This is a genomic window from Edaphobacter aggregans DSM 19364, assembly GCF_000745965.1.
Taxonomy (GTDB): Bacteria; Acidobacteriota; Terriglobia; order Terriglobales; family Acidobacteriaceae; genus Edaphobacter; species Edaphobacter aggregans.
The window spans coordinates 62,283-88,861 of the sequence record NZ_JQKI01000019.1 but is presented as its reverse complement, the minus strand read 5'-3'; the positions used below and the strand labels follow the sequence as shown (position 1 = coordinate 88,861).

The 26,579-nt window shown below is 59.4% G+C and carries 22 protein-coding genes; 14 read left to right on the top strand and 8 right to left on the bottom strand.

Features of this window, described 5'->3' with window-relative positions:
* Window positions 1–21: 21 nt before the first annotated feature.
* From Q363_RS10030 to Q363_RS10020, 3 genes are all read left to right on the top strand, one after another.
* Window positions 22–1,272 carry an O-antigen polymerase gene (locus tag Q363_RS10030; protein ID WP_035349665.1) on the top strand — a complete coding sequence of 417 codons (1,251 nt, stop codon included), beginning with the start codon at window positions 22–24 and terminating at the stop codon, window positions 1,270–1,272.
* 107 nt (window positions 1,273–1,379) lie between these two features.
* The gene (locus Q363_RS10025; RefSeq protein ID WP_035349664.1) at window positions 1,380–2,132 is read left to right on the top strand and encodes a glycosyltransferase family 2 protein; all 753 of its coding nucleotides are present in this window, start codon (window positions 1,380–1,382) and stop codon (window positions 2,130–2,132) included.
* A 411-nt stretch (window positions 2,133–2,543) separates the two neighbouring features.
* Window positions 2,544–3,137, top strand: a complete 594-nt coding sequence (locus Q363_RS10020; protein WP_035349663.1) for a class I SAM-dependent methyltransferase — start codon at window positions 2,544–2,546, stop codon at window positions 3,135–3,137.
* Between the two features lie 75 nt (window positions 3,138–3,212).
* On the opposite strand, the gene Q363_RS10015 is transcribed toward Q363_RS10020, so the two are convergent.
* Window positions 3,213–4,073: a class I SAM-dependent methyltransferase gene (locus Q363_RS10015; protein WP_211256157.1), complete on the bottom strand. Its 861-nt coding sequence runs from the start codon at window positions 4,071–4,073 to the stop codon at window positions 3,213–3,215.
* Window positions 4,074–4,647: 574 nt separating this feature from the next.
* Here Q363_RS10015 and Q363_RS10010 point away from each other — a divergent pair.
* Both Q363_RS10010 and Q363_RS40355 read left to right on the top strand, forming a co-directional pair.
* On the top strand, window positions 4,648–4,941 hold the full coding sequence (locus Q363_RS10010) for a hypothetical protein (protein WP_035349662.1): 294 nt from the start codon (window positions 4,648–4,650) through the stop codon (window positions 4,939–4,941).
* Window positions 4,942–5,100: 159 nt separating this feature from the next.
* Window positions 5,101–5,259 carry a hypothetical protein gene (locus Q363_RS40355; protein WP_157466716.1) on the top strand — a complete coding sequence of 53 codons (159 nt, stop codon included), beginning with the start codon at window positions 5,101–5,103 and terminating at the stop codon, window positions 5,257–5,259.
* 68 nt (window positions 5,260–5,327) lie between these two features.
* Here Q363_RS40355 and Q363_RS10005 read toward each other — a convergent pair whose 3' ends face one another.
* Together Q363_RS10005 and Q363_RS10000 are read right to left on the bottom strand one after the other, a co-directional pair.
* Window positions 5,328–7,070: a glycosyltransferase family 39 protein gene (locus Q363_RS10005; RefSeq protein ID WP_035349661.1), complete on the bottom strand. Its 1,743-nt coding sequence runs from the start codon at window positions 7,068–7,070 to the stop codon at window positions 5,328–5,330.
* A 333-nt stretch (window positions 7,071–7,403) separates the two neighbouring features.
* On the bottom strand, window positions 7,404–7,892 hold the full coding sequence (locus tag Q363_RS10000; RefSeq protein ID WP_035349660.1) for a hypothetical protein: 489 nt from the start codon (window positions 7,890–7,892) through the stop codon (window positions 7,404–7,406).
* Window positions 7,893–8,002: 110 nt separating this feature from the next.
* Between Q363_RS10000 and Q363_RS09995 the strand changes: the two genes are divergently transcribed.
* Together Q363_RS09995 and Q363_RS09990 are read left to right on the top strand one after the other, a co-directional pair.
* On the top strand, window positions 8,003–8,503 hold the full coding sequence (locus Q363_RS09995; protein WP_051978616.1) for a YraN family protein: 501 nt from the start codon (window positions 8,003–8,005) through the stop codon (window positions 8,501–8,503).
* On the top strand, window positions 8,494–8,994 hold the full coding sequence (locus Q363_RS09990) for a DinB family protein (RefSeq protein ID WP_051978615.1): 501 nt from the start codon (window positions 8,494–8,496) through the stop codon (window positions 8,992–8,994). Before Q363_RS09995 ends, Q363_RS09990 begins: the two co-directional genes overlap by 10 nt.
* Before the next feature lie 91 nt (window positions 8,995–9,085).
* On the opposite strand, the gene Q363_RS09985 is transcribed toward Q363_RS09990, so the two are convergent.
* Both Q363_RS09985 and Q363_RS09980 read right to left on the bottom strand, forming a co-directional pair.
* Window positions 9,086–10,243 carry a GlxA family transcriptional regulator gene (locus Q363_RS09985; RefSeq protein WP_245632146.1) on the bottom strand — a complete coding sequence of 386 codons (1,158 nt, stop codon included), beginning with the start codon at window positions 10,241–10,243 and terminating at the stop codon, window positions 9,086–9,088.
* The gene (locus Q363_RS09980; RefSeq protein ID WP_035349659.1) at window positions 10,243–10,821 is read right to left on the bottom strand and encodes an isochorismatase family protein; all 579 of its coding nucleotides are present in this window, start codon (window positions 10,819–10,821) and stop codon (window positions 10,243–10,245) included. Before Q363_RS09980 ends, Q363_RS09985 begins: the two co-directional genes overlap by 1 nt.
* Window positions 10,822–11,126: 305 nt before the next feature.
* Between Q363_RS09980 and Q363_RS09975 the strand changes: the two genes are divergently transcribed.
* Window positions 11,127–11,738, top strand: coding sequence for a TetR/AcrR family transcriptional regulator (locus Q363_RS09975; RefSeq protein ID WP_035349658.1), 612 nt, complete (start codon window positions 11,127–11,129; stop codon window positions 11,736–11,738).
* Between the two features lie 20 nt (window positions 11,739–11,758).
* On the top strand, window positions 11,759–12,310 hold the full coding sequence (locus tag Q363_RS35970; RefSeq protein ID WP_051978614.1) for a cupin domain-containing protein: 552 nt from the start codon (window positions 11,759–11,761) through the stop codon (window positions 12,308–12,310).
* A gap of 381 nt (window positions 12,311–12,691) precedes the next feature.
* On the opposite strand, the gene Q363_RS09965 is transcribed toward Q363_RS35970, so the two are convergent.
* The gene (locus Q363_RS09965; protein ID WP_051978613.1) at window positions 12,692–13,948 is read right to left on the bottom strand and encodes a PP2C family protein-serine/threonine phosphatase; all 1,257 of its coding nucleotides are present in this window, start codon (window positions 13,946–13,948) and stop codon (window positions 12,692–12,694) included.
* Between the two features lie 748 nt (window positions 13,949–14,696).
* On the opposite strand from Q363_RS09965, the gene Q363_RS09960 reads away from it, so the two are divergent.
* Together Q363_RS09960 and Q363_RS09955 are read left to right on the top strand one after the other, a co-directional pair.
* Window positions 14,697–16,367, top strand: a complete 1,671-nt coding sequence (locus Q363_RS09960; protein ID WP_035349657.1) for a CTP synthase — start codon at window positions 14,697–14,699, stop codon at window positions 16,365–16,367.
* A gap of 306 nt (window positions 16,368–16,673) precedes the next feature.
* Window positions 16,674–17,207, top strand: a complete 534-nt coding sequence (locus Q363_RS09955; RefSeq protein ID WP_035349656.1) for a PEP-CTERM sorting domain-containing protein — start codon at window positions 16,674–16,676, stop codon at window positions 17,205–17,207.
* Window positions 17,208–17,272: 65 nt separating this feature from the next.
* Here the strand turns inward: Q363_RS09955 and Q363_RS09950 are convergent, their stop codons facing one another.
* Window positions 17,273–18,868 carry an aldehyde dehydrogenase (NADP(+)) gene (locus tag Q363_RS09950; protein WP_035349655.1) on the bottom strand — a complete coding sequence of 532 codons (1,596 nt, stop codon included), beginning with the start codon at window positions 18,866–18,868 and terminating at the stop codon, window positions 17,273–17,275.
* A 171-nt stretch (window positions 18,869–19,039) separates the two neighbouring features.
* Here Q363_RS09950 and Q363_RS09945 point away from each other — a divergent pair, with 171 nt between their 5' ends.
* Window positions 19,040–21,559, top strand: a complete 2,520-nt coding sequence (locus Q363_RS09945; RefSeq protein ID WP_035349654.1) for a DUF11 domain-containing protein — start codon at window positions 19,040–19,042, stop codon at window positions 21,557–21,559.
* A gap of 20 nt (window positions 21,560–21,579) precedes the next feature.
* Here Q363_RS09945 and Q363_RS35965 read toward each other — a convergent pair whose 3' ends face one another.
* The gene (locus tag Q363_RS35965; RefSeq protein WP_084080193.1) at window positions 21,580–25,248 is read right to left on the bottom strand and encodes a protein kinase domain-containing protein; all 3,669 of its coding nucleotides are present in this window, start codon (window positions 25,246–25,248) and stop codon (window positions 21,580–21,582) included.
* Window positions 25,249–25,539: 291 nt separating this feature from the next.
* Here Q363_RS35965 and ndhC point away from each other — a divergent pair, with 291 nt between their 5' ends.
* On the top strand, window positions 25,540–25,917 hold the full coding sequence (ndhC, locus tag Q363_RS09935) for an NADH-quinone oxidoreductase subunit A (RefSeq protein WP_035349653.1): 378 nt from the start codon (window positions 25,540–25,542) through the stop codon (window positions 25,915–25,917).
* 14 nt (window positions 25,918–25,931) lie between these two features.
* Window positions 25,932–26,567 carry an NADH-quinone oxidoreductase subunit B gene (locus Q363_RS09930; RefSeq protein WP_035349652.1) on the top strand — a complete coding sequence of 212 codons (636 nt, stop codon included), beginning with the start codon at window positions 25,932–25,934 and terminating at the stop codon, window positions 26,565–26,567.
* Window positions 26,568–26,579: the final 12 nt, after the last annotated feature.

Below are 26,579 nucleotides of genomic sequence, written 5' to 3'. Positions count from 1 at the left end.
CTTAGTAGAGAGGAGTGCGGAATGATTTTGTCGGAATGGCGAAGATTCAGGAAAAATACTGACGTACCCTTTTACTGCAACCCATTCCAGCTGTTTTTTGCGGTCTGGGCATTGATGCTTGCATGCTTCCAAGTGCGTGTGTCGTATACATCTTACCCCTACTTCTCGACTGCGTTTTACTTATTTGCGAGTTCGGCCTGCTCGTTTCTGGCCGGTTATGCCACAGTACGGTTAGCCTACTTCTCGATAGGACACTATCCGGTGGGTCCCAACTCCTATCGGATCGATATCTCCAAACTTCGACGCTTCCATCTCGGAGCGATAATCGTGACGCTGGCGATTATGCTGATGAACCTAAAATTATTTGGGCTGCCGCCTTTATTTGGCTTTCTCGGCGCCGACACACTGAATTACCAAGAGTACGGGTCGCTGCGGCAGGTCTTATTTCCAGCGATTCTTGTGCTTTTTGTCTCTGCGCCCCTTGAAGTCTCAATACCGCGTCGCTGGGCACTGTATCTGTATGCCCCGGCATGCTTCCTGATTTATGGTTCCCGTGGATATTTACTCATCATGCTTTTTCAGGCTTTGGTTGTCTTCTCGCTCAAGACGACACTCAGCCAAAAAAAAATCTACCTCGTGGCTGCAGCCACCCTTGGTGCTGCCGTGCTTCTCGCAAACCTGATTGGCAATACTCGTAACAGCTTAGGAAGCGAAGCGCTGCTGTTGGGCATGCGGATCAAGCACTCATACTACGATTGGCCTGCAGCGTATCTCTGGGTCCTCTCATACATATCTACTCCACTATCGAACCTGTGTTGGATTGTCCACGTTTATCCATATGACCACCCTTCCTTCAACTTCTTGTATAGTGCGTTGCCGGGCTTCTGGGCCCCAAAATCGCTTGAAATAAGTGATTTGGGAAGCGAACAGATCGTCGATGGGGTGCACACCTACATATCCAAGTACTTCATCGACTTTTGGGTATTCGGTATCTTTGGAATTAACTATGTTTGGGGACTTATTGCAGGATTTATCAGTGCTGGAAATCGACTCACTCGGAACTATTTGACCTCAGCAGTCTTGCTAGGCTGTATGGGATTCATGTTCTTCTCAGACTTTCTGACAATCTTGATTATTCTGCTTGAACTCCTTGCATTGGGTTGGGCACAGAGGTACTTCACAATCGAAGGCAACGAAGGAACTGAGGGTCACACTACTGCGCCGACGCGAGCGCACCGAGTAAGAATTGTCGCTTCAAGCAACGAGATTTGAAATCATGGGCTAGACCATCCGTGATGAACGGCGACTAATGCCATGATGTCTATTGGTAAGGGAGAAAACTGGACAAAATGCCGATTCGACGAGAGGGCGGTAGCCGGATGGCGACGGACGCATTCGTTACATCACCGCTTGTCTCGATCATTACTGTCGTCTTCAATGCACGCTCGGTCCTGCCGGAGCTTCTTGATGCTGTCCTAAAGCTGAAGAATCAACACATTGAGTTGATTGTTGTTGATGGCGGATCCAAGGATGGAACAGTCGAGTTTTTGCAGCAGCAGAATAGCTCTATCGATTATTGGTTAAGCGAGCCCGATCGCGGAATATACGACGCGATGAACAAAGCCATCGCCCACGCTCGTGGAACCTTTCTCCTCCACTTGAACGCCGGAGACAAGCTTCTAACGATCCCGATGGAGGAGCTACAGAGAGCAAAGGAGGAGGGTCTTGACATTGTGGCATTCCGTGTATCGCTCGATGGCTGTTCGGAATTCCGACCAAGCTACAGCATGGCCCTGCGCTTCAACAACACGCTCCATCATCAGGGAACATTCTTCCGGCGCGAGATGTTTCCGACCTACGACATAGCCTACAAAATCTTTGCCGATTTTGACGTGAATCAACGCCTCTTACGAGCGGGTGCGCGAGCGAGGATTTTCGACACTGTAGTCGCGCTGCATGCAACCGACGGCGTGTCCAACATGCCAACTGCAGCGGCAATCACAGAATTTTTTCAGATCATTGCCAAAAATTATGGCAGGCGATCGTTGCCAGTGGCATGGGCGATGTGTAAGTGGCGGGGTCTTATGGCGAGACTGCGTCCATTAGCTGTGAATCGAAGACCTTCGATCTGACGATCTGACGACACCTCAAGCCGGATCAACGACAAGCCTCATCTAAAGCTTTGCTACTTGGAGCGCCTCCTGTTGAGTGCAGTTCCCTTTTAGTAGAGAGTTCTGTGTCGAGGCCGGGAGCATGGCAAATCAGCCTCGACCGCCCAGAGATAACAATTGGCGTATCTACTTTTTTACCGTGAGGAGCTTACAATGGCGTAAGATTCCCATTCGCATCGAGGACCGTCATTGCTTAACTATGTCGCAAAAACCCTTAGGCGTCACATCAACTTTCGCCGTGTTGTGGGCCTTTATCGCCGTCGCTTGTCACGGAAGATCTTTGCACAGTGCGGCGGTATTGTTCAGTATGGCCCATTTGCTGGGATGCGTTGGTTAGACAATCCTCATTGGGGCCGATCGGAGCAGGGGGGTATGATTCTTGGCCTATACGAGCAGGAAGTTATCGAGAACCTTGTGGGGGCTCCTGCTCGCTTCCGAGTGTTTGTCGATGTCGGCGCTGCAGACGGATATTACGCGGTCGGTCTTCTTCATAGTGGCAGAGTCGATCGCTCCGTAGCTTTCGAATCCCTGCCTGAGTGCCGCGCAGCCATCGCCCGGCTGGCTGCTGAAAACGGCGTCTCGGACAAGATAACGATCCTAGGCACTGCCTCGGATCACTTTGATGATATGCTCCGCGCTCACAAGATCAACCCGCAGGAGACAATGTTTCTTATAGACATTGAAGGCGCGGAATTCAAAGTACTTACAGAAGAAGTTTTTGCCTTCCTGAAGGATTCGCTGATCGTCGTCGAAACTCATGCCCATATCTATGCCGATCCCCAAGGGGAGATGGAACGCCTCATTAAGGCCGCTTCCAAGACACACAGCGCAACGACCTGGTCTCCAGGACCTCGTAATCCTTGGACGATCAAGGAACTCGATGGCTTCCCGGAGATAGATCGGTGGATCCTCTGCTCTGAAGGGCGTTTCGAGGTCCAACAGTGGCTGCGGTTTGATCCTCTATAAGGCGGGTCGAGTACGATGTTGCGTGACGATCCTTCGTTTAGTTTGACCGTCTGACAGACGACACCTCAAGCTGGATCAACGACAAGCCTCATCTAAGGCTTTGCTACTTGGAGCGCCTCCTGTTGACTGCAGTCGACCCTTCATAATGCTGACATGGTCGGATACGGTCTTGGAAGTCAGGACAAGCTGCGGAATGATCGACAAGAGCTTGCTGACGCGTGTATACGTCAGGAACCGGTAGATAGAGGGTCTAATCTTCTTGTCTGTAAACATGTGCAGTGAGCCATGTGAATAGAGATTAAGGCCCAGTTTCGCGCCGAGGAACTCCAGTGTGCGGCGCTGATAAAAAGAGATGTGTTGCCCCGTTGCAAACGTGTAATACCACCAGTCTTGATTTGGGGGGGCACCTTCAAACAATTCGGTCGAAACGATGATCGTGCGTGTTGAAGCACGATCAAGAGCTTGCGCCAGGAACTCCATCGGATCAGGAACGTGCTCCAGCACTTCAAACGCCGTGACCGCAGTAAACGGTAGCTTCGCCGAAGAGATTTCAAATCCACGCGCCAGCAAATTCTGACAATACAGATCGGTCCAATAGTAGTCAAAACCGATATCCCTCATAAGACGGGTAAACATACCGTAACCGCCGGCGAAATCGAGGTACCTGCCTTCACCACCAAACATGAAATAGAGGAGGGGAGCAAGTTTCTTCGAGAGGGAGATATTACGAAGTACAAGGCCGGTATCGGCTGCAGCAATTGCGCTTTGATAAGCCTCATCTAACCAGTAGGGCTCCTCAGTCTGAAGAAAACCGCATCCGGCGCAGTAGAAATAGCGACATAAGTGCTTCGAGAGCACAATCTCAGAAAACTGGTAGCGGCTCTCTGCGTAGCAGATCTTGCATTTCATCCTGCAACCTCCGGAAATACGGTTCATGAGCGCTTCCACATCCACGTTCGGCGTATGCACAAGAGCGGGTGCCATTGTAGCGGTAAAGTGTAACAGTCTTGGGCAATCCAAATCACCAAAGATCGTGTTCTAAAGGGTGTCGCGAACGACGTCGCATGTGGAACTCATTCCCTGCTTCCAACTCGCGATGGGGTCCAGCTTAGCGCGTGTATGCGTGGTCACGTCCCTGGGTTTTGCGGAGGCCCGTTCGCGAATGGTAACCGATATTGAGGGCGGGGGGATCCTGCGACTAAAAGCGAGTGGAGGCTGTCTAGTCGAGGTCCTCTGCGCAAGCGTGAAGGAGTAGCTAGGGAGTGATCGGTTGACTGCAAAGCGAGAAATCCAGTCCACGTCTTAGCAGGAAGCAAGGACATTCAAAGGGCTTCAATGAGCTTGGGCATGCCTACATTCGCCTAAAACAGGTTCCCGCAATAGCTTTATAACCTTGCATGAAAGTTAATTCCTGACAACAGATGGAAGAGAAGGCCGGTCTCCAGCGGGATGCGTTAAGCTCCCAAGTTATCGACGCGCTCGAAGCGCAGGGAGATAGAGGAGACCGGCGATGAAAAAGCTTACCACCACGATGATTCAGCGGACACTCAACGAGCAGGACCGACGCCTGACCATCGGTCTGGACGTGGGCGATAGATCGAGCTCTTATTGCGTGCTGGGTGAGGCAGGTGAGGTCTTGCTGGAGCAGAAGGTGAGCACGACGCCTCAAGGCACTGAGAAGACTTTCGGAGCGACGCCACGGAGCCGGATCGCACTGGAGACCGGAACGCATTCACCGTGGGTAAGCCGGTTGCTAATTGAACTCGGTCATGAGGCGATCGTCGCGCATGCGCGCAACGCGTGAACGTCGACCTTCAATATATTTCGAAAGGATGTTGTCCCTTGATCCTCTCAGACCTCAGAAGAACAAGTGGAATATCGCAGTAATAGTGTCCGAAGCAGTTTAGTTTGTCCGTCTGTGCGATGCGGCACATATGCTACGAACTCATTTAGAAGGAAATGGGTGAATGAAGCTGCAAAAGGAACGGTCGCAAATCCCTCCACCGTGCAGGTCATCTGTCCCTTTGGAACACCCGCCTCCTTTGCGTACATAGATCGCAACCCAACGTTCCCCCAGGAGAGCGAATACGGCGAAGCAAAGTGGGAGGCCGTCAAAAGCTAAAACAGCACCCGGCGCATGACGTACCCCGTGCGCCTGTCTCTGCGTCACGTTTCGCTTTTGAATGTTCGCTAGCGGTCCGCATCTGCTTGTTGCCTTCGCTTTTCCACCTCGTCACAGAAGCCGTCGTGTGGCATCCACTGTTTACACAGCGAAGGACCGTCCTTGCTCATCTTGTCGAATAACGACTCGCTAGCCGGTTGCAACGGCGAGTCGTCGCTTTCGTCGGCAGGTGCGTTGCCAACACGGTGCGCCTTGAGCAGAATCTCACCCTCATGGCGATCAAGCAGGCTGGTCTCGTAGTACGGCGGTAAAAGTACATAAGTGATCCAGGTCCAGGATCCTACATAGCTGTAAACGAGAAAATCGCTGTGGGTCGCGACGAATCCCTTACGCGTCATGATGTTAAGCGGGAACCATGGCCTCATCCCTATGGCACTACGGTCTACGGTGTCCTTGGAGATGTACTCAACGGATGCAAGCGGATCGGCAACATACAGCAAGTTCTGGATCTGCTTGCGCGGAGCGTAGAACGATGCCTGATGAAAGAGAGTGTAATCGCCCAGCACCAGAGGTGAGGTGCTGCGAGCGTCGATCATCGACAGATTTCCTCCGAGTTTGACCACGGCGAGCCGGTTGATGAGAACCAGCCGGACGCTGTAAGGGACAATGTAGAGGAGCCCGGCGACACAGAGAACGAGGGCGAAGCTGCGCGGGCGGGGAGCTACGGCGTAGCCGAAATGACAGAGAAGAACAATGGCTCCGACAATCGCCGAGATGGCGTACCTCTCAACGTACCCATGGGTGACCGTCTTGGCGAGGATCATCGCGAAGACGGGAACCGCCGCGATTGCACTCCAGGCAATCACCTCGTAGGTGGAAAAGCGACAGATCTCGGCACGGTAGTTCTCTTCTTGGCTCTCGGAGCGGAGAAGCATAATCAGATAGGGAACTGCGCCGACCACGAGAATGTTGGCGAGCTCGCCCAGCATCTGTACGTAGTACTCCAGGAGAGCTCCCCAGATGGGAACTGCCCAGAAGTGTGCAGAGTATTCGCTGGCCTTGCGGATGGTGCCGAGGAATACGAGAAGAGGAATCGCTGCTCCGAAAAATGAGAGCCAGACCAGGAAATCAAAGCGCTTTAGTTGAATCGTGCGCGCGAGCTCCCCGAGCGCAAGGGCAAAGACGAAAAGGACAGCATAGTAATGGCTCGAGACAGCCATCCCACAGGCCATGAAGAGAGTAAGAAGCCACCAGGCGCGCTTGCTGGAGGAGGAGGTAACACGTTGCCAGGCGAGCAGGGCGAGAGCGCAGAAGCCAAGCTCGACCCCGTAACCTCGTGCCTCAGTGGCGTAGTAAAAGGCGCTGGAGGCAATGGGAAGAATCATCCCGAGGAAAGCCCAGAGTAAAGACGTTCGGCGGTAGAGGATCAAAAAGAGACAAACACACATCAGGCCGTAGCCAAGCATCGGCAGAAGACGCACCGTAAGGTGGCTCGTGCCGAAGAGAACCGTAAGCAGGTGCGTGAGGTAGTAGAAGGGGGGAGGATGCTGGTCGGCTCCCGTGGCAAGCGCCTCCAGAATGCCCTTCATTGTGCCGATCCGGGAGATGTATAGAGTGAAGAACTCGTCGTCCCACATAAGCCTGCTCTTCGCCTTGGCTATAGCGATCGAGAAGTACAGTGCAAGAAAGAAAAGGATTGGCACGCGAATCGGCAGCCTTTCAATTGCGGCTGAGATCCGTTCGAGTCGCTCAAGTGCAGAGGAAACGACGGCCTTTCCGTAGTGAACGTGCGTGGAACGCGTATCGATCATGTTTGATCCGTTGATGTGACCTGGGAATAGGACATTTGATGCATTTGAGGCTCTTCAGAGTGTCCCGGGAGATCAGGCAAGGCGGGACCACACTGAGGTAGTCAGGCCGTAACCGAAAAATCAGACTGCAACTGGAAAAGTGACCGTTTCGTCAAGCGCTCTCGTCCAGAGACAATGCCGATCATTAAGCCAAATGATTACCGGCAGATAAATATAAGAGCAGCATGAGTTCCTGAGAGTTGGCTCGCCGATAGGAGAACGGGTGCGCCAGCATAGGGACCAGGAGATCTCTATGCCACTATTCTGAACCACAAACCTCTGAACACCAAACCGCTAGTTGTACTCAAGCTCATGCGGAGCCGGATACGTCAGCGTCCCATCCTTCTTCTCGTACCACATAAAGATCTTGTGGTCCCCATTCACCCGCACCGCCACAATAATTCCCGTCCCGAACGTCCCCGTCCCGTCCGTCTTCGAGATGTCCACCTTGTGCGACTTGATCACCCCCACCGGACTCTCCGTCGTCCAGTCCTCCGTGAACCGCTTCACCGTGTACTCATACTTCTCCGGATGCTTCTGCCAATCCGGATCATTCATCCAGATCGCATACGCCTTGTTGTAGTCCTGCGCCTCCAGTGCCTTAAAGAACTGATCCACCCTGTGCTCGGCCCGCAGGTTCGTAAAGAACCACCCATGCCCCAGCAGATACCCTCCCACTCCCACCACCGCCGTCAGCAGAACCAGCGCAATCCCTCCAAACACCAGGCCCGTCTTTCGCTTCTCCTTGCCTGGGTCGTACGTCGGTGCATTCAATAGCGTCATCGTCACTCCACCTCAATCTTCCCTCGCTATATTAGACGCTCGCCTCCCAACGCAACGATCTTAGCTACCCTTAAACCCACACGCCGCGCAAATCGATTAAGCTGGAGCGCATGGCTCAAACGACCGCGGTCAGCTCCACACACAGATTGTGGATCGGCGCACAGGCATGGGCGCTCCGCCGCCTCTCCGCGTTCTCGCGCGCACCCCGCACCGCCCCACACCTCGAGACCGGCACCCGCGGCGAGCGTGAGGCTCTCTTCCATCTCCGCCGCCTCGGCTATACCATCGTCGCCCACCGCTGGCGCACCCCAAAGCTCCGCGGCGACGTCGACCTCGTCGCCGGGCACGGCCACACCCTCTGCATCGTCGAAGTCAAAACCCGAACCCGCCGCGACGCAGTCCCCGCCGAGCTTGCCGTGGACCCCGACAAGCAGCGCATCCTCCGCCGGCTCGCCCGCGCCTACCTCCACCGCCTCCCGCCCCGCGCCCGCGAAGCCCCGGTGCGCTTCGACGTCATCTCCATCTACCTGGAGTCCTCTCCAACATCCACCCCCGCACCAAGCATCCAACTCAACATCGAACTCAATCAAGGAGCTTTTGGATGGGCCTGACCTACACCTCACCAACCGACCTCGCTCTCCTCGACCCCGTCGAGCTCTCTGAGCGCCTCTTCGCCACCCTTCGCAACGCCGTTCCCTGGCTCGTCACCCTCTCCGACGCCGACGCCTCCATTCCCGAGCGCGAAGGCAAGTGGTGCGCAAAAGAGGTCATCGGCCACCTCACCGACTCCGCCGTCAACAACCTCTCCCGCATCGTCCGCATGCAGATCGCGTCCGAGAACATGCCCGGCTACGCCCAGGAGTCCTGGGTCCAGATCCAGCACTACCGCGACCGCGAGTGGGCCGAGGTCCTCGCCCTCTGGTTCGCCCTCAACGAGCACATCGTCTGGACCATCCGCAACGTGCCACCAAGCGCCCTACCCAACCAGGCCGCCGTAGCCGGAAACCCCATCACCCTCGGCTTCCTCATCGAGGACTACATCGCCCACATGCAGCACCACCTCGACAACCTCCGCCCCCGCGTCCACCCCGGCAAAGCATAAGACAACCGTCATGAAGCCTCATACAGTCGTCATTCTGCGCCGAAGGCGAAGAATCTCAGTAGTTCCTATCGGACCGCCACGGAACGACCGGCTAATGCATGCCCTCACCCCTCGCCTCCCGCGGAGCCCCCTCATACACCCTCCGCCACGCCCGCCGCATCTGACGAGCCGACCCGAACCCCGCCTTCTCCGCCACCTGCTCTATATCCATCTCCGTCTGACTCAGCATCTGCCTCGCCAGCGCGACGCGCAGATTGTTCTTGTACTCCGTCACACTCATCCCCGCATACTCCTGAAACAGTCGCGTCAGATGTCTGCTGCTCGCCCCCGCCATTCTCGCCAGCTTGCCCAGCTGCCAACTCTCCGCCGGATTCTTCATCATCGCGTCCTGGACCCTGTGCACCGCAGGATGCACATGGTTCCTCCCCTCCAGCCACGGTGAGATCTGCGGCTCCGCCCCTCCTCTCCGCAGATACACCACCAGGTACCGCGCAATCGCCGCCGCCACCGCATCCCCCAGCCTCTGGCTCACCATATACAGCATCAGGTCGATCCCCGCCGTCACCCCCGCACTCGTAAAGCGGTCCTTGTCCTCCACAAACAGCCGGTTCTCCACCACCTTCGCCGCCGGAGCCACACTCGCCAGCTCCTCGCAATCCAGATAATGCGTCGTGCAAGCATAGCCATCCAGCAGCCCCGCCCTTGCCGCCAGCATCGCGCCCGCGCAGATCGACACCACCGTATGTCCCGGCCTCACCACATCCTTCAGCCACGCCACAATCTCCGCATCCCCCCTTACATCCCTCTGCGGAGCAGGCCACCCCGCCGGCATCATCACCTTCTCCACGTCACCAAACAGCATCACCATCGCCTTCTCCGGAAGCTCCGCCGGCAGCTGCCCAATCCCCGTCAGCGCAATCCCGATCGACGTCATCACCGAGTTCAGCGGCCCCACATACCGCACCTCGAACCGCACTGCGTCCTGAAAGAGATTCGCCAGCCGCAGAACCTCCATCGGCCCCGCCACATCCAGCAGCAGCGTAGGCTGCGTCAGCGCAGCAAACACCGGCACCACCTCGCGCCCCTCCAAAGATTTGTCATCCTGAGCGGAGCGCAGCGAAGTCGAAGAACCTGCGTTCGTTCTCTCGCCCCCCAAAGATTTGTCGCCCTGAGCGGAGCGCAGCGGAGTCGAAGGACCTGCATTTCTTTCGACTGGGCCACCATTCTCCCGCAAACCGTAGATACCCATCACGCCGCCACCTCCTGCTCCACCGCCTCCAATGCGCGCTCCAGAGCCTCATCCACCCTCACCACCGTCGCAAACCGCCCATCCAGCACCAGCTCCGTCCGCGCCCTGATCTCCTCCGGCGACCACTCCCTCCCCTGCCGGTCTGTCATCGCCCACGTCATCGTCGCCTCGGTCACAAAGTCCACCTCGTACCCCAGGTCCGACGCATGCCGCGTCGTCGTCTCGCAGCACTGCTCCGTCCGTATACCGCAGACGATCAGCCGCCCAATCCCCTGCTGCACCAGCCAGACATCCAGCCCCGACCCCACCAGCGCGCTGTGGCTCCGCTTCTCAAACCGCACCTCCGGCTCGATCTCCACCCCCTCCAGAGTCCGCACATGCCCCGAGGCCACCGAAAACACCCCTGTCCCCTCCACATGCAGCACCTGCACGACCGGAACCCCCTGCGCCTTCGCCCCATCGATCAACGCCTGCAACCGCTGCACAAACGCCGGAACATCCCGGTCATCCCAGTAAGCCCGATGCCGAAACGATTCCTGTACATCCACCACCACCAGCGCCGTCTGCCCTTTGCTCATGTCGAACGCTCCTTTTCGGCCATCCCGTCAGCCCATGTGAACCTCATCCTAGCCCTGAAAGGCCCGGCACAAAAGCACCACCCCAGCCAAAAAGCGGACCGAAACAGACATCCCTTTCTCCTGTCCTGAGCGGAGCGCGAAGCGCGCAGTCGAAGAGCCTGCCCTGAGCGAAGTCGAATGGGACCAGCATGCACAACCGCTCGCTGGGTCGCCCTCAGTATTCCCGGCTAGTCACCGCTAACTTTCACCCATAAAACAAAAATTATAATTTTGACAGCCATCCGCCATAATGACAGAATACTGTCATGACGGCAGAATCCCGCACCCTCCGCGACCGACAGACCGCAGCCACCCGCGAGCAGATCCTCGAGATCGCCATGCACCAGCTCGGCCAGGGCCCCCGCGGCACCTTCTCCCACGAGTCCATCGCCGAGGCCGCCGGCATGAGCGCCCGCACCGTCTACCGCCACTTTCCCGACCGTGCCAGCCTCCTCCAGGCCCTCTGGGAGCGCCTCCGCGAGGCCACACACACCCGCTTCCCCATCACCGAGGACGAGATCCTCCCCATGGCCCAGACCGTCTTCCGCGAGTTCGACGCCAACGAGACCCTCGTCCGCGCCGTCCTCAACTCCCCAGCCGGGACCGAGGTCCGCGAGCGCGGAGGCGTCGAAGGCCGCGCCGCCTTCACCCAAAGCCTCGCCCCCATCATCGAAGGTCTCCCCGAGCGCGAAAAGTCACGCATCATCGCCGTCTTCGTCTCTGTCTACAGCGCGCCCTTCTGGCAGCTCCTCCGCGATCGCGGCCAGCTCTCCGCACCCGAGGCCGAAAAGGCCGTCTCCTGGGCGCTTGAAACCCTCATCCACGCAACAAAATCCATCACCGGGCCCCGCCTCGTAGAGGTAAAGAAGAAAAAATAATAAAGGGAACGCGACTAACCATGAACAAGTCCGAAAAGTTTGATCTCCTGGGTGTCGAACTGCAGTGGAAGCTCACCGACGTCGAGACCAACAACCGTTACTGCGTGCTTGAGGCGACCGTCCCCCCGGGCGTCGTCGCCCCCCCGCACTCCCACCCCGACCAGGAGGCCTTCCTCGTTCTCGAAGGCGCACCCGAGTTCGCCACCGAGACCTCCTCAGGCCTCGAATGGTGCTTCGCCGTCCCCGGCGAGATGATCAACGTCCGACCCGGAGCCGTGCACGGCTTCCGCAACCCCACCACCTCCGACGTTCGCCTCCTCATCACCTGCACCCCCAACCTCGGCCGCTTCTACGAGCGCGCCGGCCTCCCCTGCCACCGCGAGAGCCCCTACCGCTCCACCGTCCCCTCACAGGGCCAGATCCAGCGCGTCCTAGAGATCGGTGAGCGCTACGGCCACACCTACTCCGGCGAAACCCCAAGCCAGTGCCGCCGCAGCCCATCCGACTTCGCCATCACCCACCTGCTCGCCCACCCCTCCATGCCAAACGTCAACAAGGCCTACCTCTTCTAAGCGGTTGGGCGGCCTCGCACCGCCCCCGCTTATTGCCTTGGTTCTCTCCGCTTCCTCCCTGTGAGCCATCCAGAATCGCACAGATCCGTGCGTGCGCGTCTACGCATACGGCTCCTACGATGGATTAGTTGGCGTAGAAGCGTGCGTCAGGATAGGGATGCAGGACGCGAGGTTGGGGAACCCATCGGTTCAACGGTGGGGTAAGTCGCTCCCACCGCACCTGTGCTCGCTGACTGCGCCGGATCAGAACACTCGTGTTGCCGGGCACAGCATGGTATTGGTAATAGCCCAGATGGGGCACCCTCCTTGGAAAGTTGGTGTTCCCTGCGGAGCCTGAGTTCACACCCGTCACTTTTATGGAAATTTGCCAAGTGCCTAAGCTCATCTACATTTGGCTACGATCAGGGTAAAGTCGTCTGTTTGTTCCTGAGGGCTGAATTGTCGAACCTCATCCGCCACCGAGGCAAGCAGCGCCGGCGTGGGGAGTTCACGATATTGCTGCAAGGCTTCGACCAAGCGCTGCTCTCCAAACTCTTCTCCGGCGTCGTTGAACGCTTCGATCACTCCGTCTGTATAGAGCGCGAGAGTGTCGCCCGAGGAGAGTTGACACTCCCCGACATCACCATCCCAGCCATTGAACAGCCCCAGAACCGTGCAGGTTGAGTCGAGCCTTTGCAAGTGGCCGTCGCTTTGTAAGAGAAGCGCTGACGGATGACCACAATTCGAATAACGCAGCCTTCGCGTGCTGTCGTCAAATTCTCCAAAGAACAGTGTTGAGTAAGCGTTTCCGCGCGTATTTTCGTAGAAGAGCCGATTGACCGTTTGCAGGAATCGCGCTGGCTGCTCCTTGACGAATGGCACATACGGGCGATTCCAATACGTCGGGCAGAGATTGCGCAGATGGGCTTGTAAGTTGGCCATCAAAAGCGCGGCTGCGGTTCCTTTCCCGGAGATATCACCGATTACCAATCCCATGTGTTCGCGCCCGAGGTCCAGAAAATCGAAATAATCGCCGCCCACGGCTCGTGCCTGAAAGCAAGCGGCCTCGCAGTCGAGGCTTTTAAGAGATGGCGGCGTTTGCGGAAAGAGTCTTGCCTGTGTCTGCCTGGCAACCTCTAATTCCAAGATCGTTCGTTGTTCCAATGCGTGCCTCTCGGCGTGGGCGAGGCGTTCCGACTCAATTTCCTGTGTCATCTCGTCAAGGCACAGAAGGGTAAACGAGTTGTGGTCCACATCTTCGAAGGTCACGGAAATGCCGCCCCCCAGTTGACTCTGGGGCACTCCTTGAAAATGCACTCCGCGCTCTCGCCACTCCTCAAACTTTGCGGAGATATTCTCGGTTAAGAAAGAAATCTGTGTTGCACGCCCAATGAGCCTGCACTCCTCCGCGGACGGATCTGGAACGGCCAGCGAAATCATTGCCGTGCCGTCGGGGGGAGATACGGCCAGCCAGCGATCGCCTGAGGGAAGGCAAAAATCATAGGCGAGATTAAATCCAAGCTGGTCTACGAAGAATCGAAGACTTCGTTCCTGGTCGCGGACGAAAACCGTGACTGTGTTGAGGCGAAGATAAGGGTCTCGCCGATCGGGGTGAAAACTGCACCGATGCGCATGATGGTCTGATGGAGGTTTGCCCATACCGACCCGCGATTTCCGCTTTGAGTTTCCTCTGCGGCGAGGCTAGTCCTCCTGCCTATTCGTGTCAACGAAAGGCTGCCCTGACGGCGGGCGGGGCGTGGGTTCAGCGAGGATTTCTAGTCGCTTCGTCCTTCGGGCTTCCCCCCTCGGCCAAAATCGCCTAAGCGGATCGCGCCTTCGCCGGGGTGCCCCATAGATGACGCAGCCTCATCGCGGCATGTGTGGGACATTCGAGCAAAGCTCGAACCTCCTCTGGCTACGCCAAGCCTTCAGGCTAGGCTCTCTCCGTCCCGCCGACAGAGAAGGGGCTTTCAGCCCACGGGGTATGGCTTTTCACACATTGCTCCAACGACAAGAACTTCAGAAGGATCCCTGCATACGCTACCCGTCCAAAACCTTGTCAAGTCCCATTTTCGCCTAAACAACTCATTCCAAAAGAAATATAAAGTGCCGATTAATTACCTTCGATCTGCTAGTCTTTAAACAGAGTCAGAAAAGCCCCGGACACCATCCGGGGATTTCTCGTTTAGAATCAAGATTTTGACCCGTAAACCATGTCTTTTCAATATTTTGGCCTGCTGAAAACGCCTAAATTGATGAAATAAAAAGACATCCCGCTGGGCCCAGGGGAGGGGGTACCTCCCGCATCCCGGCCTTTCCCGTCGCCTTGATTGGAATGGAAGACCCTGCGATACTTAATCGTGCACAGCACGCACAAACTTCCAATCAATCTCAAGAGGTCGCGGAAATGTCTGCAAAGTACATCTTCGTAACGGGCGGCGTTGTGTCTTCGTTAGGAAAAGGTCTCGCAGCGGCCTCCATCGGCTGCCTGCTCGAAGCCCGCGGTCTCCGCGTCAACCTGATGAAGTTCGATCCCTACCTCAACGTCGATCCCGGAACCATGTCTCCGTTCCAGCATGGCGAGGTCTTCGTCACCGATGACGGAGCCGAGACCGACCTCGACCTCGGCCACTACGAGCGCTTCACCCACGCACGTCTCTCCCGCGACAACAACCTGACCACAGGCCGCATCTACGAGCAGATCATCACCAAGGAGCGCCGCGGCGATTATCTCGGCAAGACCGTGCAGGTTATCCCGCACGTCACCAACGAGATCAAGAACGCCATGCGCAAGGTCGCGCAGGACACCGACGTCACCATCGTCGAGATCGGCGGAACGGTCGGCGACATCGAGTCGCTTCCCTTCCTCGAGGCCATCCGCCAGATGCGCCAGGACCTCGGCCGCGAGAACACCGTCTTCGTCCACGTCACCCTGATCCCCTGGATCGCCGCCGCGCAGGAGCTCAAGACCAAGCCAACCCAGCACTCCGTCAAGGAGATGCTCTCCATCGGAATCCAGCCCGATATCCTGCTCTGCCGCACCGACCGCGCCGTTCCCCGCGAGATGCGCCAGAAGATCGCCGCCTTCTGCAACGTCGAAGAGGCCGCCGTCATCGCGGCCCGCGACGTCCCCAGCATCTACGAAGTCCCCCTGAACTTCGCACAGGAAGGCGTCGACGAGCTCGCCCTCAAGTACCTCCACATCAACGCCTCCGCTCCCGACCTCTCCAAGTGGCAGGACATCGTCTACCGCGCCTACAACCCGCAGGACGAGGTCTCTATCGCCATCGTCGGCAAGTACGTCGAGTACGAGGACTCCTACAAGTCCCTCAAGGAAGCCCTCGTTCACGGCGCGCTCGCCCACAACCTCAAGCTCCGCGTCACCTGGATCGAAGCCGAGGGCCTCGAGACCCGCGACGCCGAAGGCAAGCCAACCAGCGAGTTCATCCACCAGCTCGCCGGCTTCGACGGAATCCTCGTCCCCGGAGGCTTCGGCAAGCGCGGAATCGAAGGCATGCTCAACGCCATCCGCTTCGCCCGCGAGACCGGAACGCCCTACTTCGGCATCTGCCTCGGCATGCAGACCGCCTGCATCGAGTTTGCGCGCAACGTCTGCGGCCTCGCCGGCGCCAACTCCGGCGAGTTCGACCCTGCAACGCCGCACCGCATCATCTATAAGCTCCGCGAGCTCACCGGCGTCGAAGAGATGGGCGGAACCATGCGCCTCGGAGCCTGGCCCTGCGTCCTCGAGCCCGGCTCGCTGGCAGCGCAGGCCTACGAAACCACCGACATCTCTGAGCGCCATCGCCACCGCTACGAGTTCAACCGCGAGTACGAGGCCATCCTCACCGGCGGAGGCCTTCGACTCACGGGAACCACTCCCGACGCCACCTACGTCGAGATCGTCGAGATTCCCGGCCACCCGTTCTTCCTCGGCTGCCAGTTCCACCCCGAGTTCAAATCGAAGCCGCTCGAGCCGCATCCGCTCTTCCGCGACTTCGTCGCCGCCAGCTATCGCTATGGCATCGCTCAGCGCCCTCAGGCACCCGCAACGGCAGCCGTTCCGCAGACGGCCTGACGATCGCTTTGGCTGCTTGGAATGGGCATCGCGTTACAGTAGCGAAAATCTTCGCCGCGCGAACCACTTTCGGGATGTGCAGTAGATTGCATGTTGCTCAATCAGTCTCCGTCCGCTAAGCTCTGACTTTTCATTGCCGCTGAATGGTGCATTAAATGCCCTGCAATGTTTTGCCCATCCAACGCCGCCAACGTGCAGCTTTATGCGCATTTCGAAGAAAACCCTTTCCCGTTGACGAGCTGTAAGTCATGTTGCAGCTTGGAGATAACGCACGCTGCGATTACGGGAAAGGACCCACTCAATTTTATGCGCAAAATCTTGTCTGCTCTGGTTCTGATTCTCGGACTGGCTGTAGTTCCTGCAGCCCACGCCTCGCCCATCACCTACAACCTCACGCTCACCAGCTTCGGCGGCCTCATTGGAGGCAACGTCGCTGGCGGCACAGGCTCCATCACTCTGGATGACACTCCGGGAAGCGGGTTCGATTTCTTCTCTCAGCCTGGAGTTTCAGGAAACCGCATCACCAGTCTGTCGTTCAACATCGGAGGCGACATCTTCACGCTTGCAGATACCACCTCGCTGACCTGGGCGACGTTCTTCAATGGCGCTCTGGCTGGTCTTCACTACGACGGCAGCCTGACGTCGGGCAAAGTCGACAATGACTTCGACACCATTTCGTTGTTCTACGCGTACAACGATGACCTCACCAACAAGAACTCCGTCGGCACCATCAGCGCGAACGTTGCATCTGCCACTGCGCCTGAGCCCTCGGCGCTGCTGCTGTTCGGCAGCGGTGCTCTCGGCCTGGTCGGCTTCGCCTCACGCAAGTTCGCTGCTTAGAACTGCACAACCACACCTGCTGTACCGAAGGAGCGAGGAGAGATCCTCGCTCCTTCTGCCTTTGCTTACCATCCCTCCTGCGTCAGCCTGCCGTCCACCACTCTCCACAGGCCGCGTGGATTGGCGTTCTTGAGTTCGTCCGGCAGGCTGGCATCCGGAAAGTCCTGGTAGCAGACCGGACGGACGAACCGATAGATCGCCGTGGCGCCCACCGACGTATACTTCGCGTCCGTCGTCGCCGGATAAGGACCGCCGTGATGCATCGCATAGCTCACCTCGACACCGGTGGGATAGCCGTTGAAGATGATGCGCCCCACCTTGCCGCGCAGGATCGCGATCATATCCGCGTACTCTTCAAGTTCCTCTGGCGTTCCGTGAACCGTCGCGGTCAGGTTGCCCTCGAGCGCATTCGCAACCGCCGTCATCTGCGCTCGCGAGTCGCAACCCACAGCAACAGTCGCCGGTCCGAAGATCTCTTCGTGCAGCTCCTGGTTTTCGAGCCACGTGCCCGCATCGACCGAGAGCAGATGAGCACGCGCCTCGGCCTTATCGCTCGTCTCGACGACTGCAGGCACCGCCGCCATGACCTCCGTGACACCGTCGACCTCTGCTGCCTCACCGACGCGCTGGCGGAACGCATCGCGAATCCCGCCGTACAGCATCGTTCCCGCAGGAGCGTCGCGCACCAGTTCAGCCAGCCTGCCGCGAAGGCCCTCGAACGCCGCGCCGCTCTCACCGATCACCAGCCCGGGCTTGGTGCAGAACTGACCGACGCCGAGCGTGAACGATCCGAAGACACCGCGCGCAATTCGTTCGGCATCGGCCACAGCGCTGGGGAGCAGGAAGACCGGATTGACGCTGCCCATCTCGGCATAGACCGGAATCGGATTCGCTCTGCGGGCCGCGGCGTCAAAGAGCGCGCGCCCGGCACGCTCCGAACCGGTAAATCCCACCGCGCGAAGGTCCGGATGCGTGACGAGATCGATGCTCACGCGAGGAGAGGCTCCCTGCACGAGCGAGAAGACTCCATCCGGAAGACTGGAGGCCTCCACTGCCTTGCGGATCGCGGTCGCGACCATCTCCGAGGTTCCCGGATGCGCCGGATGGCCTTTGACGATGACGGGGTTTCCCGCCGCAAGCGCAGAGACCGTATCGCCCCCGGCGACCGAGAAGGCGAGCGGGAAGTTGCTCGCGCCGAAGACCACGACCGGCCCGATGGGAATGCACGTGCGCCGCAGGTCGGGGCGCGGCAGCGGCTTGCGATCCGGCAGCGCGCGGTCGATGAACGGCTGCAGCCAGGAGCCGCTGCGAACGATCTCGGCGAACAGGCGGATCTGATTCAGCGTCCGCGCACGCTCGCCCGTCAGCCGGTCCAGTCCGAGGCCCGACTCGCTGGACGCCCGCGCCAGCAGCTCATCGCCCAGTCTCTGAATCTGATCGGCGATCTCGATCAGAAAAGCGGCAAGCTTTTCCGGCGAGCACTGCGAGAACGGCAGCGCTGCATCCGCAGCCAGTCGAACGGCGCGGTCCACCTCGGACGATGTCGCCTCGAAGAAACCAGGGAACAAATCTTTTCCCGTGGCGGGGTTGCGGGCCACGATGCTGCGCTGGCCCTCTGCGGATAGCTCCCCGCCGATCAGGTTTTTACCGTGAAGCTCCATTCTTTCCCTCCTGCAGGCAAAGTATTGCATCTTGACATTACTTTCCCAAGAGCGGAACATCGAACCTCCTCCCCGTAACTTGTGTTTTGGGCCCGCAATAAGGCGGTTTTCCGGGCCAGTCCAGGCATGTTGTATTCCATGTGCTGTTCCGGAAGGAATAGGGGAAATGTAATGGCAAAGAGCAGGCTTCTGGTCTACGTCGCGGTTTCATCTTCACTTCTCTTGGGTGGGAGTGAATTTGCCCAAGCCCAGAATGCCGTCAAGCTCTTCGGCTCGACTCATGTTCGGACCTCGACCGACGGTACATCGAGCAGCCAGCCGAACACGTTCAACAGCGCGACCGTGAACCTGACATGCGACGCCGCGAGCGGCCCCATCCACGTTGTCCTCTCCTCGACGCCCGATGGCACGGGAAGCGTGCTGGTCGACAACTACATCAACCTCGCAGTCACGACCGGCTCAGCGTCGGGCACACCCGCCAATATCTGTCGTGGAGGAAACACCGAGCCGGGCCCGTCGGGCACGCAGAACAACTGCTTCAACGAGAACTATCGCAGCGCGGCGTTTGATCTCGTCGGCTCCGACCTCGATACTTACACCGCTACCTTCGGCGTTGCACCGATCGACGTCAGCAGCCTCTTTGTCGATGGCGCGCAACAGGCGAAGATCGACGTGGTGGACACGGGATCCCTGCTGGCGAACGCATCGCTCTACCTGGTGACGAGCTGCACCTCGAGCGGCGTGACCGGCCCCGCGATGATCACGGGCAATCCCATCCCGGGCAACAATCCTTCGCCGGACGACCTGAACCAAGACTTCGACTTCAACTCGACACCCGGACAGAACGTCGGCTTTACCTATGACCTCACCCAATCCAAACAGAACGGTCAGGTCAGCATCGCCGACAGCACCATTCCCAACACCAGCGACATGCCGCTCGATCCTGCTCTCTGGCAGAGCCAGTACGCGCGCGGAACATCGTTCGCCACCTCAAGCTGCCTCGTCCACAACGGCGAGCTACTGAACGGATCGCCTGCCTGCAAGCTGTACACCCTCACCTGCCAGGTGGGTTCGGGAGCGACGTCCGTCGGAGCGCTCTGCCCTGTCTCGCAACTTCGCGATGAGATCTTCAGCGACAAGTTCACGGGCCCAATCTTCACCCTGCCGGATATCGTCGGGCCGAACGGAAAGACCTACCACCAGGGCGTCGGATTTCTGATGGCGGGAGAAGGCTGGACCGGCGGCCCGTGCGGCTTCGATCCCGCGACCGGATTGCAGGCAGAGGACTGCCCGCAGAACCTGCTCACCAATCTCTCGTCACCTGGAGCCTCGGCTCTCGCCGCGGCTCCGTCCCCCTCATCGATGACGGGGCCGCCCTTGTTCGCGCTCGGCTTTGTAGAGTCGCGCGAGGACGCAGAGTTTGCCCTCGGCTTTGCTCAGCTCGACTTCAGTGCGGACATGGACTTCGACGGCACCGGCACGCATCCCAACTCCACCTTTATCTCCGTCTCCCAGGTCCCCGAAGATCTGACCACCGTGACCGTGCAGGGACAGCACGCGGGCTGGGTGAATAGCCACAACATCAACCTCTCGCTGTCGAGCGAGCCGCCCATGCTGCCCGACACCGTATCCAACCACCAGAACTTCGTGCCCTCGCCGATCAAGAGCATCACCTACGGCATCTCGACGGTTGACGCGGTTCCCCCAACGAAGCTCCAGGTACCGGGTGACGTGACGCTCACGAATCCGGCCGGCTGCCCTGCACCGGCAAATCCTCTCTCGCCGGCAGCTTCTACGTTCGTGCCGCCGTCGCAGGCCATCTCGGTGCCCGCGGATGGGCAGTATGCCCTCCACTACTTCGCCCAGGACTGCGCCGGCACCGAGGAGCTTAAGTTCACCGCGGTCGGCAATGGGGGATGGGCAACCACGTTCTACACCGTGCCGATCAACGTGGACACGGTTGCCCCGATGATCCCGGGCGGTCTCACGCTCTCTTCTCAGCCGTCGACCATCAACGGAACACCGAACGCATTTGTGCTGAATCAGCCGGTCACGGCGAGCTATACCTGCACCGACGACCGCTCTGGAATAGCGACCTGCGGCGCAAAGACGCTCGGAGCGCCAGGAACATTGAACACCGGAACCCTGACCGCCACCTTGGACACATCAACTCCGGGCAGCCACACCCTCACTGTCCCAACAGTAGACTTCGCAGGCAACTCCGGCGCAGCGGCGCAACTGACCTACAACGTGGTTCAGTCCTCCGCCGACATGTCGATTCTGCAGCTTGCCCCCCCGACCGTTCGGACAGGCTCGCTGCTGACCTACAACATGCTGGCCGTCAACTTCGGGCCTTCGACGGCCGTCGGGATCAAGATCAAGGATGCGCTGCCTCCGGGAACGACCTTCGTCAGCGCCGGCTTCGAGGACATCTCCTGCGCGCTGTTTGGCGGATGCCACGCGCCGCAGGCAAGCGCCTGCTCCGTGGCGGGGAACATGGTGGTCTGCGATGCCGGTCAGTTGAAGCCGCTCTCGCTGTCTTCCCTCAGCGGCATCGGTGTGCAGATCGTCGTCAAAGTAACGGCGCCGGCGAACGCCGTGCTGTCGAATACGGTAAGCGTCGAAAGCGCCAACTCCGATCCGCATCCCGGGAACAACACCTCAACGGCCAAGACCCTCGTGCGTCGCTGATCCACTCTTGATGGCAACGGTTAGTGTTTCGCCGTTGCCATCAGGGTGTTGCAGTCCTTGTAAAGAGCGCCCAGATCGGCGCGATCGAGAACCTTGTCGCCGCCCGGCTCCGCTCGTACAGCGTCCAGCGCCTTCACAGCCTGACGGCTATAGCTTGCAGCATCGTCCAGGTTTCCACCGGCCTTCGCTGCAAGCGCCAGCAGGTAGTAGATGTTCGCGGTCAGAGGCCGCATGCCGGCCTTCTCCGTATCACCGAGGTCCGCCAGCAATATCTGCCGCGCACGCGCTGCTTCGTTGCTGCGGATCAGAGCCTCAGCGTAAGCCGTCGAGATCGCCAGCGACAGGTGCTTCGGGTACTCGCTCTTGCTTAGCAGAGGAGCGAGTAACTTCTCTGCCTCCTTCGCGCGCCCCTGTCCCAGCGCCACCCGCGCGAGATTCAGCCGCGTCTCTGCAACGATGGTTCTCTCGTCCTTGCGGCCAATCGTCTGCAGTGCCTTCTGATACTGCGGACTCGCCACGGACAAATTGCCGCCGTAGAACTCGATGTCGCCGCGTGTGTTCAGAACCTCCGCCATCAGCGCGTCGCTCTTCAGATCGCGAGCTATGGTCTGCGCATTCTCAAGCGGAGCCTGCGCCTCATTCAGTCGACCGGCGCGGGCAAACGCCGTCGCCAGATCATTCTGAACCTCGGCCATATCCCGGCTCTTCTGATCGCCGGCCTTCTTCAGCCCGTTCAGCGCATCCTGCATGGAGCTAATGCCCGCCCCGTAGCGGCCTCGCTCCACAAACAGCAGTCCCATCTGGTGCGAGAGGCGCGCGGCTTCGCGCGTATCGTCGGCCTTCCGCGCAAGATCGAGCCCCCGAACGAGCGACGTGAGCGCCTCATCGTACTGGCCATCCTGAAAGTACGTCGTGCCCATCCCCATCAGGCTCTCCGCGATGAAGCCCGGCACGCCAAGCTTCTCTCGCAGATGCAGAGCCTGCTGGTAGTAGGTCAACGCGCTTCCCGTGTCGCCCCGCGATCCGTACACCGAAGCGATGTTGCTCAGGCAGAGAGCCTCGAAGTTCTCGTCGCCGCTCTCCCGCTGCGTGCGCAGCGCCTCCTGATAGGCAGCCAGCGCCTGGTCGGTCTGACCGCGGTCAAGGAGCAGCGTCCCCATGTCCATCAGGGTGTCGCCGACTTCCTTCGTCATGCCGATCTCACGCAGCAGCTTCAGCCCCTTCTGATAGCTGGCCAGCGCTCCGTTGGAGTCTCCCGAGCCAGCCTGCACCTGCGCCATCTCCGCCAGCGCCGCCGCAACGCCCCGCTTCTGCCCGATTCTCTCGTTGATCGCAATCGACTCCTGGTAGTTGCGCAGCGCGTCCTCCGGCTTGTTCAGCAGCCGGTATGAGATTCCGATCGCAAGCAGCACCAGCGCCTTCGACTCCTGGTTATCGGTCTGGATCGTAAGGCTCAGCGCCTGGTTCAGCGGATCGAGCGCCGCCTGCGGATTGTTACTCGTGAGCTCGATAACACCCATCTGCCAGAGGCCGCGAATGCTCTTTGGGTCTCCCTGCAGCAGGCTGGTGGTCTCGGCACGCGCCTTCTCATAGTCGCTCGTCTCGATATACAGGCTGCTGAGCACATACTTCAGGTCCTCGTCCGCGGGCAGGTTGCGCGCGAGGCTCTCGTACGCCGCGATCGCCTTATCGTTCTGCCGCGTCACGCGAAGATGGTTTGCCTGAGTCAGGCGCCGCGCAAGCGGGGGAAGGTTCTGGCTCTCGGCAAGCTCCACCGCGCGACGGGAGATCTGCTCCGCCTCGGCCTGGTAGCCAAGCTCGGCCTTTACGTGACTCAGCAGCGCATAGGCCAGCGCAAAGCGCGAGTCGGCATCCACCGCAGCCGAGAGCCGGCTCTGCGCGTCGATGTTTCTTCCCGCCCGCGTCATCGCCAGGGCCTCGTTGTACTCCCGCAGGGCATCCACCGAGGCCGAGGTCGGCTGAAGCGACTGCGCCTCGACCTCCTTCATAGCCGACGAGGAGAGCGCAAGATTCTTGCGAATCGAATCGGCCAGATTGTTGATCGTCCTCGGAAGATCCTTCTCGAGAGATTGCGCCTTCAGCGTCGTGGAGTGACCGTTCTTCAGGTCCTCGATCGCGACCTCGATGTAGAGCTGATCGCCAATCCGTGTGTACTGGCCCGAGACCGTGGTGTCGGCCGAGGCAAACTCCGCAATCCTGCGCAGCGTAGGCTCATCGATCGTCGACTCCGGTGTAAGCCGCAGGTCTCCGAAGACCTGGCGCATCCGCTCCGGCGACACCGTACGAAGTTGTGCGGACTGGCCGATCGCCGTGCTGATCATGTCCGCCAGGCTCGCGCTCATCCAGTCCAGGCTGGAGATGCCCGAGGCGTTGCGAAGCGGAAACACCGCAAGCGAGATGCCCGGCGTCGCCGCTGCGGATTGCGGGCGCGCCCGCCCGCCGATCCTGTCGCGATACAGGAAGCCGAGCAGCGCAAGAGCTACAACTACCGCAGCGGCAACTGCGCCCCACTTCCACGGCTCCGCACGAATCGCAGCGATCTTCGACGAAGGCGGCGAGACAGACCGGAAGGTAAGGCTTGCCGCCGCAGGAACACCGCCGCCCTCATAAGCATCGAGATCGGCGCGAAGCTCGGAGGCGCTTTGATAGCGAAGATCGACCTCCCGCTCCAGGCACTTCGAGACGATGTTCGACAGGCCCTCGGGAATCTCCGGGTCAAGATGGCTGAGCGGCTCCACGCTCTCCTGCGTGCGAAGAATCAGGCTGGCGACCGCGCTGTGCGCCTGGAACGGCGCCCGTCCGCTCAGAAGCTCGTAGAAGAGGATGCCCAGCGCGAACAGGTCCGATCGCTGATCGATGTCCTTGGCCAGCGCCTGCTCCGGCGACATATACTCAAGCGTCCCCACCAGGTTGCCGGACTGCGTCAGACCGGTGTCGTCCAGCGTGCGCGCCAGTCCAAAGTCCATCACGAGGATGCGCCCACTGGGCTCGCACATGATGTTCTGGGGCTTCAGGTCGCGGTGGATCACGCCCGCGGCGTGCGCGGCCTCGAGCGCGTAACAGACCTGCCGCACGATCGCGATCGCGTCGGTAACGCTGAACTTGCCTCGATCGTGAAGGACTGCACGAAGGTCCCGTCCCTCGACGTACTCCATCGTGATGAACTTCATCCCATCGGCTTCACCGAGGTCGTAGATGCGGATGACGTTCTTGTGCGTGACCGTGCTCGAGAGCAGTATCTCCTGTTTGAAGCGATCGATGATCGCAGCATTGCGCACCAGCTCCGGCCGGATCACCTTCAAGGCCACCATGCGCCCCAGCGCGAGGTCCCGGGCCTTATAGACCTCGCCCATCCCGCCGACGCCGAGCATCTCGAGGATCTCGTAGCGGCCGCCGATCGTCGTGCCCGGTTCCAGAAGCGGTAGGCTCGGAGGAGGTGCCCCGCCGGAGAGCGACGGCGTGCCGAAGACAGTCGGCTCAGTGCCGGCACTCTTCGAGTAGACCTCCCTGGCATCGACGTTCAGCAGGGTCGGCTGTTCTGAAGAACTCTCCCCGGACGGAGTCCGAACGCCGGCAGCACCGGTCCACCGGGGTTCTTCCTTTCGCCGGATTCCGCCATCTTCGCTCATTGGAATGGTCAGCCGCGGGGCTATCGCGCCTTTCTGCATGGAATAGCGCGGAACCGCCGGAATCAGGGCCCTTTTAAATCTGGCAATTAATCACCAATCATATGCTCTTGTCCGGCGTTTTTATAGGCAAAGGTCGAGTCTCGGCGCATCAAAGATGCCGCAAATCCGCTGCCGCGTCTGCACCAGCGTGGACCGAAGCAAGTCGACTCGTCGAAGGTCGTTCCCGTTCCCGGAAAACCGAAATCGCATCAAGAGAGTTGCGAATCTCATTGACCTCCTTCATACTTGCTTGCGATGTGGCGCGGACGGGCCGCATCGAGGCGAAGGACAATGGACCTTTGGCCGCTGGCTGTCTATCTCGTCATTGTCGTCGTGCTGGTTGTTGCCATGCTTGGCCTCTCGTTCGTGCTGGGGCAGCGACACAACAATCGAGCAACAGGATCTCCCTACGAATCAGGCATTCTCTCGCAAGGCTCCGCCCGTGTGCGCCTGTCGGCCAGGTTCTATCTGGTCGCGATGTTCTTTGTCATCTTCGATCTGGAAGCAGTCTTTATCTTTGCCTGGGCCGTAGCCGTCCGTGAACTCGGATGGACTGGCTATGCCGAAGCAGCATTGTTTATCGCTGTCTTGCTTGCAACCCTCGTCTACCTGGGGCGCGTCGGCGCGCTCGACTGGGGACCGGGAAGCAGGCGAGCAGCGAGTTCGTAACGGATGGTGCCGTTATGCGCTGGTCGATCAGTCGGCCCGGTGATTCCCTCCCGGCCAGACAATCCGAATCCACAGACGAAGCGATTCGCCGCACGCTGATCCTCTCTCGTGTCGACGACCTCGTAGCCTGGGGCCGCAAGAACTCCGTGTGGCCCTTCAACTTCGGCCTCTCCTGCTGCTTCGTCGAGATGGCCACCAGCATCACCAGCAAGTACGACATCTCGCGGTTCGGCGCCGAAGTCATCCGCGGAACTCCCCGCGAAGCCGACCTCATGGTGATCGCCGGAACCGTCTTCATCAAGATGGCGCCCGTCATTCAGCGGCTCTACGAACAGATGATGGAGCCGCGCTGGGTCATCTCCATGGGCTCCTGCGCCAACTCCGGCGGCATGTACGACATCTACAGCGTCGTGCAGGGCGTGGACAAGTTCCTGCCCGTCGACGTGTACGTGCCCGGCTGTCCTCCAAGACCGGACGCATTTCTGGAAGGCGTCTTGTTGTTGCGCGATGCAATTGGAAAAGAGAAGCGGCCTCTCAGCTGGGTTGTTGGGCCACAAGGCGTGGAGCGGCCTCCGATGCCCTCCATGCGGGATGAGAAGCGGGCAGCGCGGCAGCTGCTGACCGTTCTCAGAACTCCCGATAGCGTTTAGCGGTAACGGCGG

What these genes read in the sequence shown, in the direction of transcription:
- Q363_RS10030 (WP_035349665.1), top strand. Translation starts at nt 22, where the DNA reads ATGATTTTGTCGGAATGGCGAAGATTCAGGAAAAATACTGACGTACCC.
- Q363_RS10025 (WP_035349664.1), top strand. Translation starts at nt 1,380, where the DNA reads ATGGCGACGGACGCATTCGTTACATCACCGCTTGTCTCGATCATTACT.
- Q363_RS10020 (WP_035349663.1), top strand. Translation starts at nt 2,544, where the DNA reads ATGATTCTTGGCCTATACGAGCAGGAAGTTATCGAGAACCTTGTGGGG.
- Q363_RS10015 (WP_211256157.1), bottom strand. Translation starts at nt 4,073, where the DNA reads ATGAACCGTATTTCCGGAGGTTGCAGGATGAAATGCAAGATCTGCTAC.
- Q363_RS10010 (WP_035349662.1), top strand. Translation starts at nt 4,648, where the DNA reads ATGAAAAAGCTTACCACCACGATGATTCAGCGGACACTCAACGAGCAG.
- Q363_RS10005 (WP_035349661.1), bottom strand. Translation starts at nt 7,070, where the DNA reads ATGATCGATACGCGTTCCACGCACGTTCACTACGGAAAGGCCGTCGTT.
- Q363_RS10000 (WP_035349660.1), bottom strand. Translation starts at nt 7,892, where the DNA reads ATGACGCTATTGAATGCACCGACGTACGACCCAGGCAAGGAGAAGCGA.
- Q363_RS09995 (WP_051978616.1), top strand. Translation starts at nt 8,003, where the DNA reads ATGGCTCAAACGACCGCGGTCAGCTCCACACACAGATTGTGGATCGGC.
- Q363_RS09990 (WP_051978615.1), top strand. Translation starts at nt 8,494, where the DNA reads ATGGGCCTGACCTACACCTCACCAACCGACCTCGCTCTCCTCGACCCC.
- Q363_RS09985 (WP_245632146.1), bottom strand. Translation starts at nt 10,243, where the DNA reads ATGGGTATCTACGGTTTGCGGGAGAATGGTGGCCCAGTCGAAAGAAAT.
- Q363_RS09980 (WP_035349659.1), bottom strand. Translation starts at nt 10,821, where the DNA reads ATGAGCAAAGGGCAGACGGCGCTGGTGGTGGTGGATGTACAGGAATCG.
- Q363_RS09975 (WP_035349658.1), top strand. Translation starts at nt 11,127, where the DNA reads ATGACGGCAGAATCCCGCACCCTCCGCGACCGACAGACCGCAGCCACC.
- Q363_RS35970 (WP_051978614.1), top strand. Translation starts at nt 11,759, where the DNA reads ATGAACAAGTCCGAAAAGTTTGATCTCCTGGGTGTCGAACTGCAGTGG.
- Q363_RS09965 (WP_051978613.1), bottom strand. Translation starts at nt 13,948, where the DNA reads ATGGGCAAACCTCCATCAGACCATCATGCGCATCGGTGCAGTTTTCAC.
- Q363_RS09960 (WP_035349657.1), top strand. Translation starts at nt 14,697, where the DNA reads ATGTCTGCAAAGTACATCTTCGTAACGGGCGGCGTTGTGTCTTCGTTA.
- Q363_RS09955 (WP_035349656.1), top strand. Translation starts at nt 16,674, where the DNA reads ATGCGCAAAATCTTGTCTGCTCTGGTTCTGATTCTCGGACTGGCTGTA.
- Q363_RS09950 (WP_035349655.1), bottom strand. Translation starts at nt 18,868, where the DNA reads ATGGAGCTTCACGGTAAAAACCTGATCGGCGGGGAGCTATCCGCAGAG.
- Q363_RS09945 (WP_035349654.1), top strand. Translation starts at nt 19,040, where the DNA reads ATGGCAAAGAGCAGGCTTCTGGTCTACGTCGCGGTTTCATCTTCACTT.
- Q363_RS35965 (WP_084080193.1), bottom strand. Translation starts at nt 25,248, where the DNA reads ATGCAGAAAGGCGCGATAGCCCCGCGGCTGACCATTCCAATGAGCGAA.
- ndhC (WP_035349653.1), top strand. Translation starts at nt 25,540, where the DNA reads ATGGACCTTTGGCCGCTGGCTGTCTATCTCGTCATTGTCGTCGTGCTG.
- Q363_RS09930 (WP_035349652.1), top strand. Translation starts at nt 25,932, where the DNA reads ATGCGCTGGTCGATCAGTCGGCCCGGTGATTCCCTCCCGGCCAGACAA.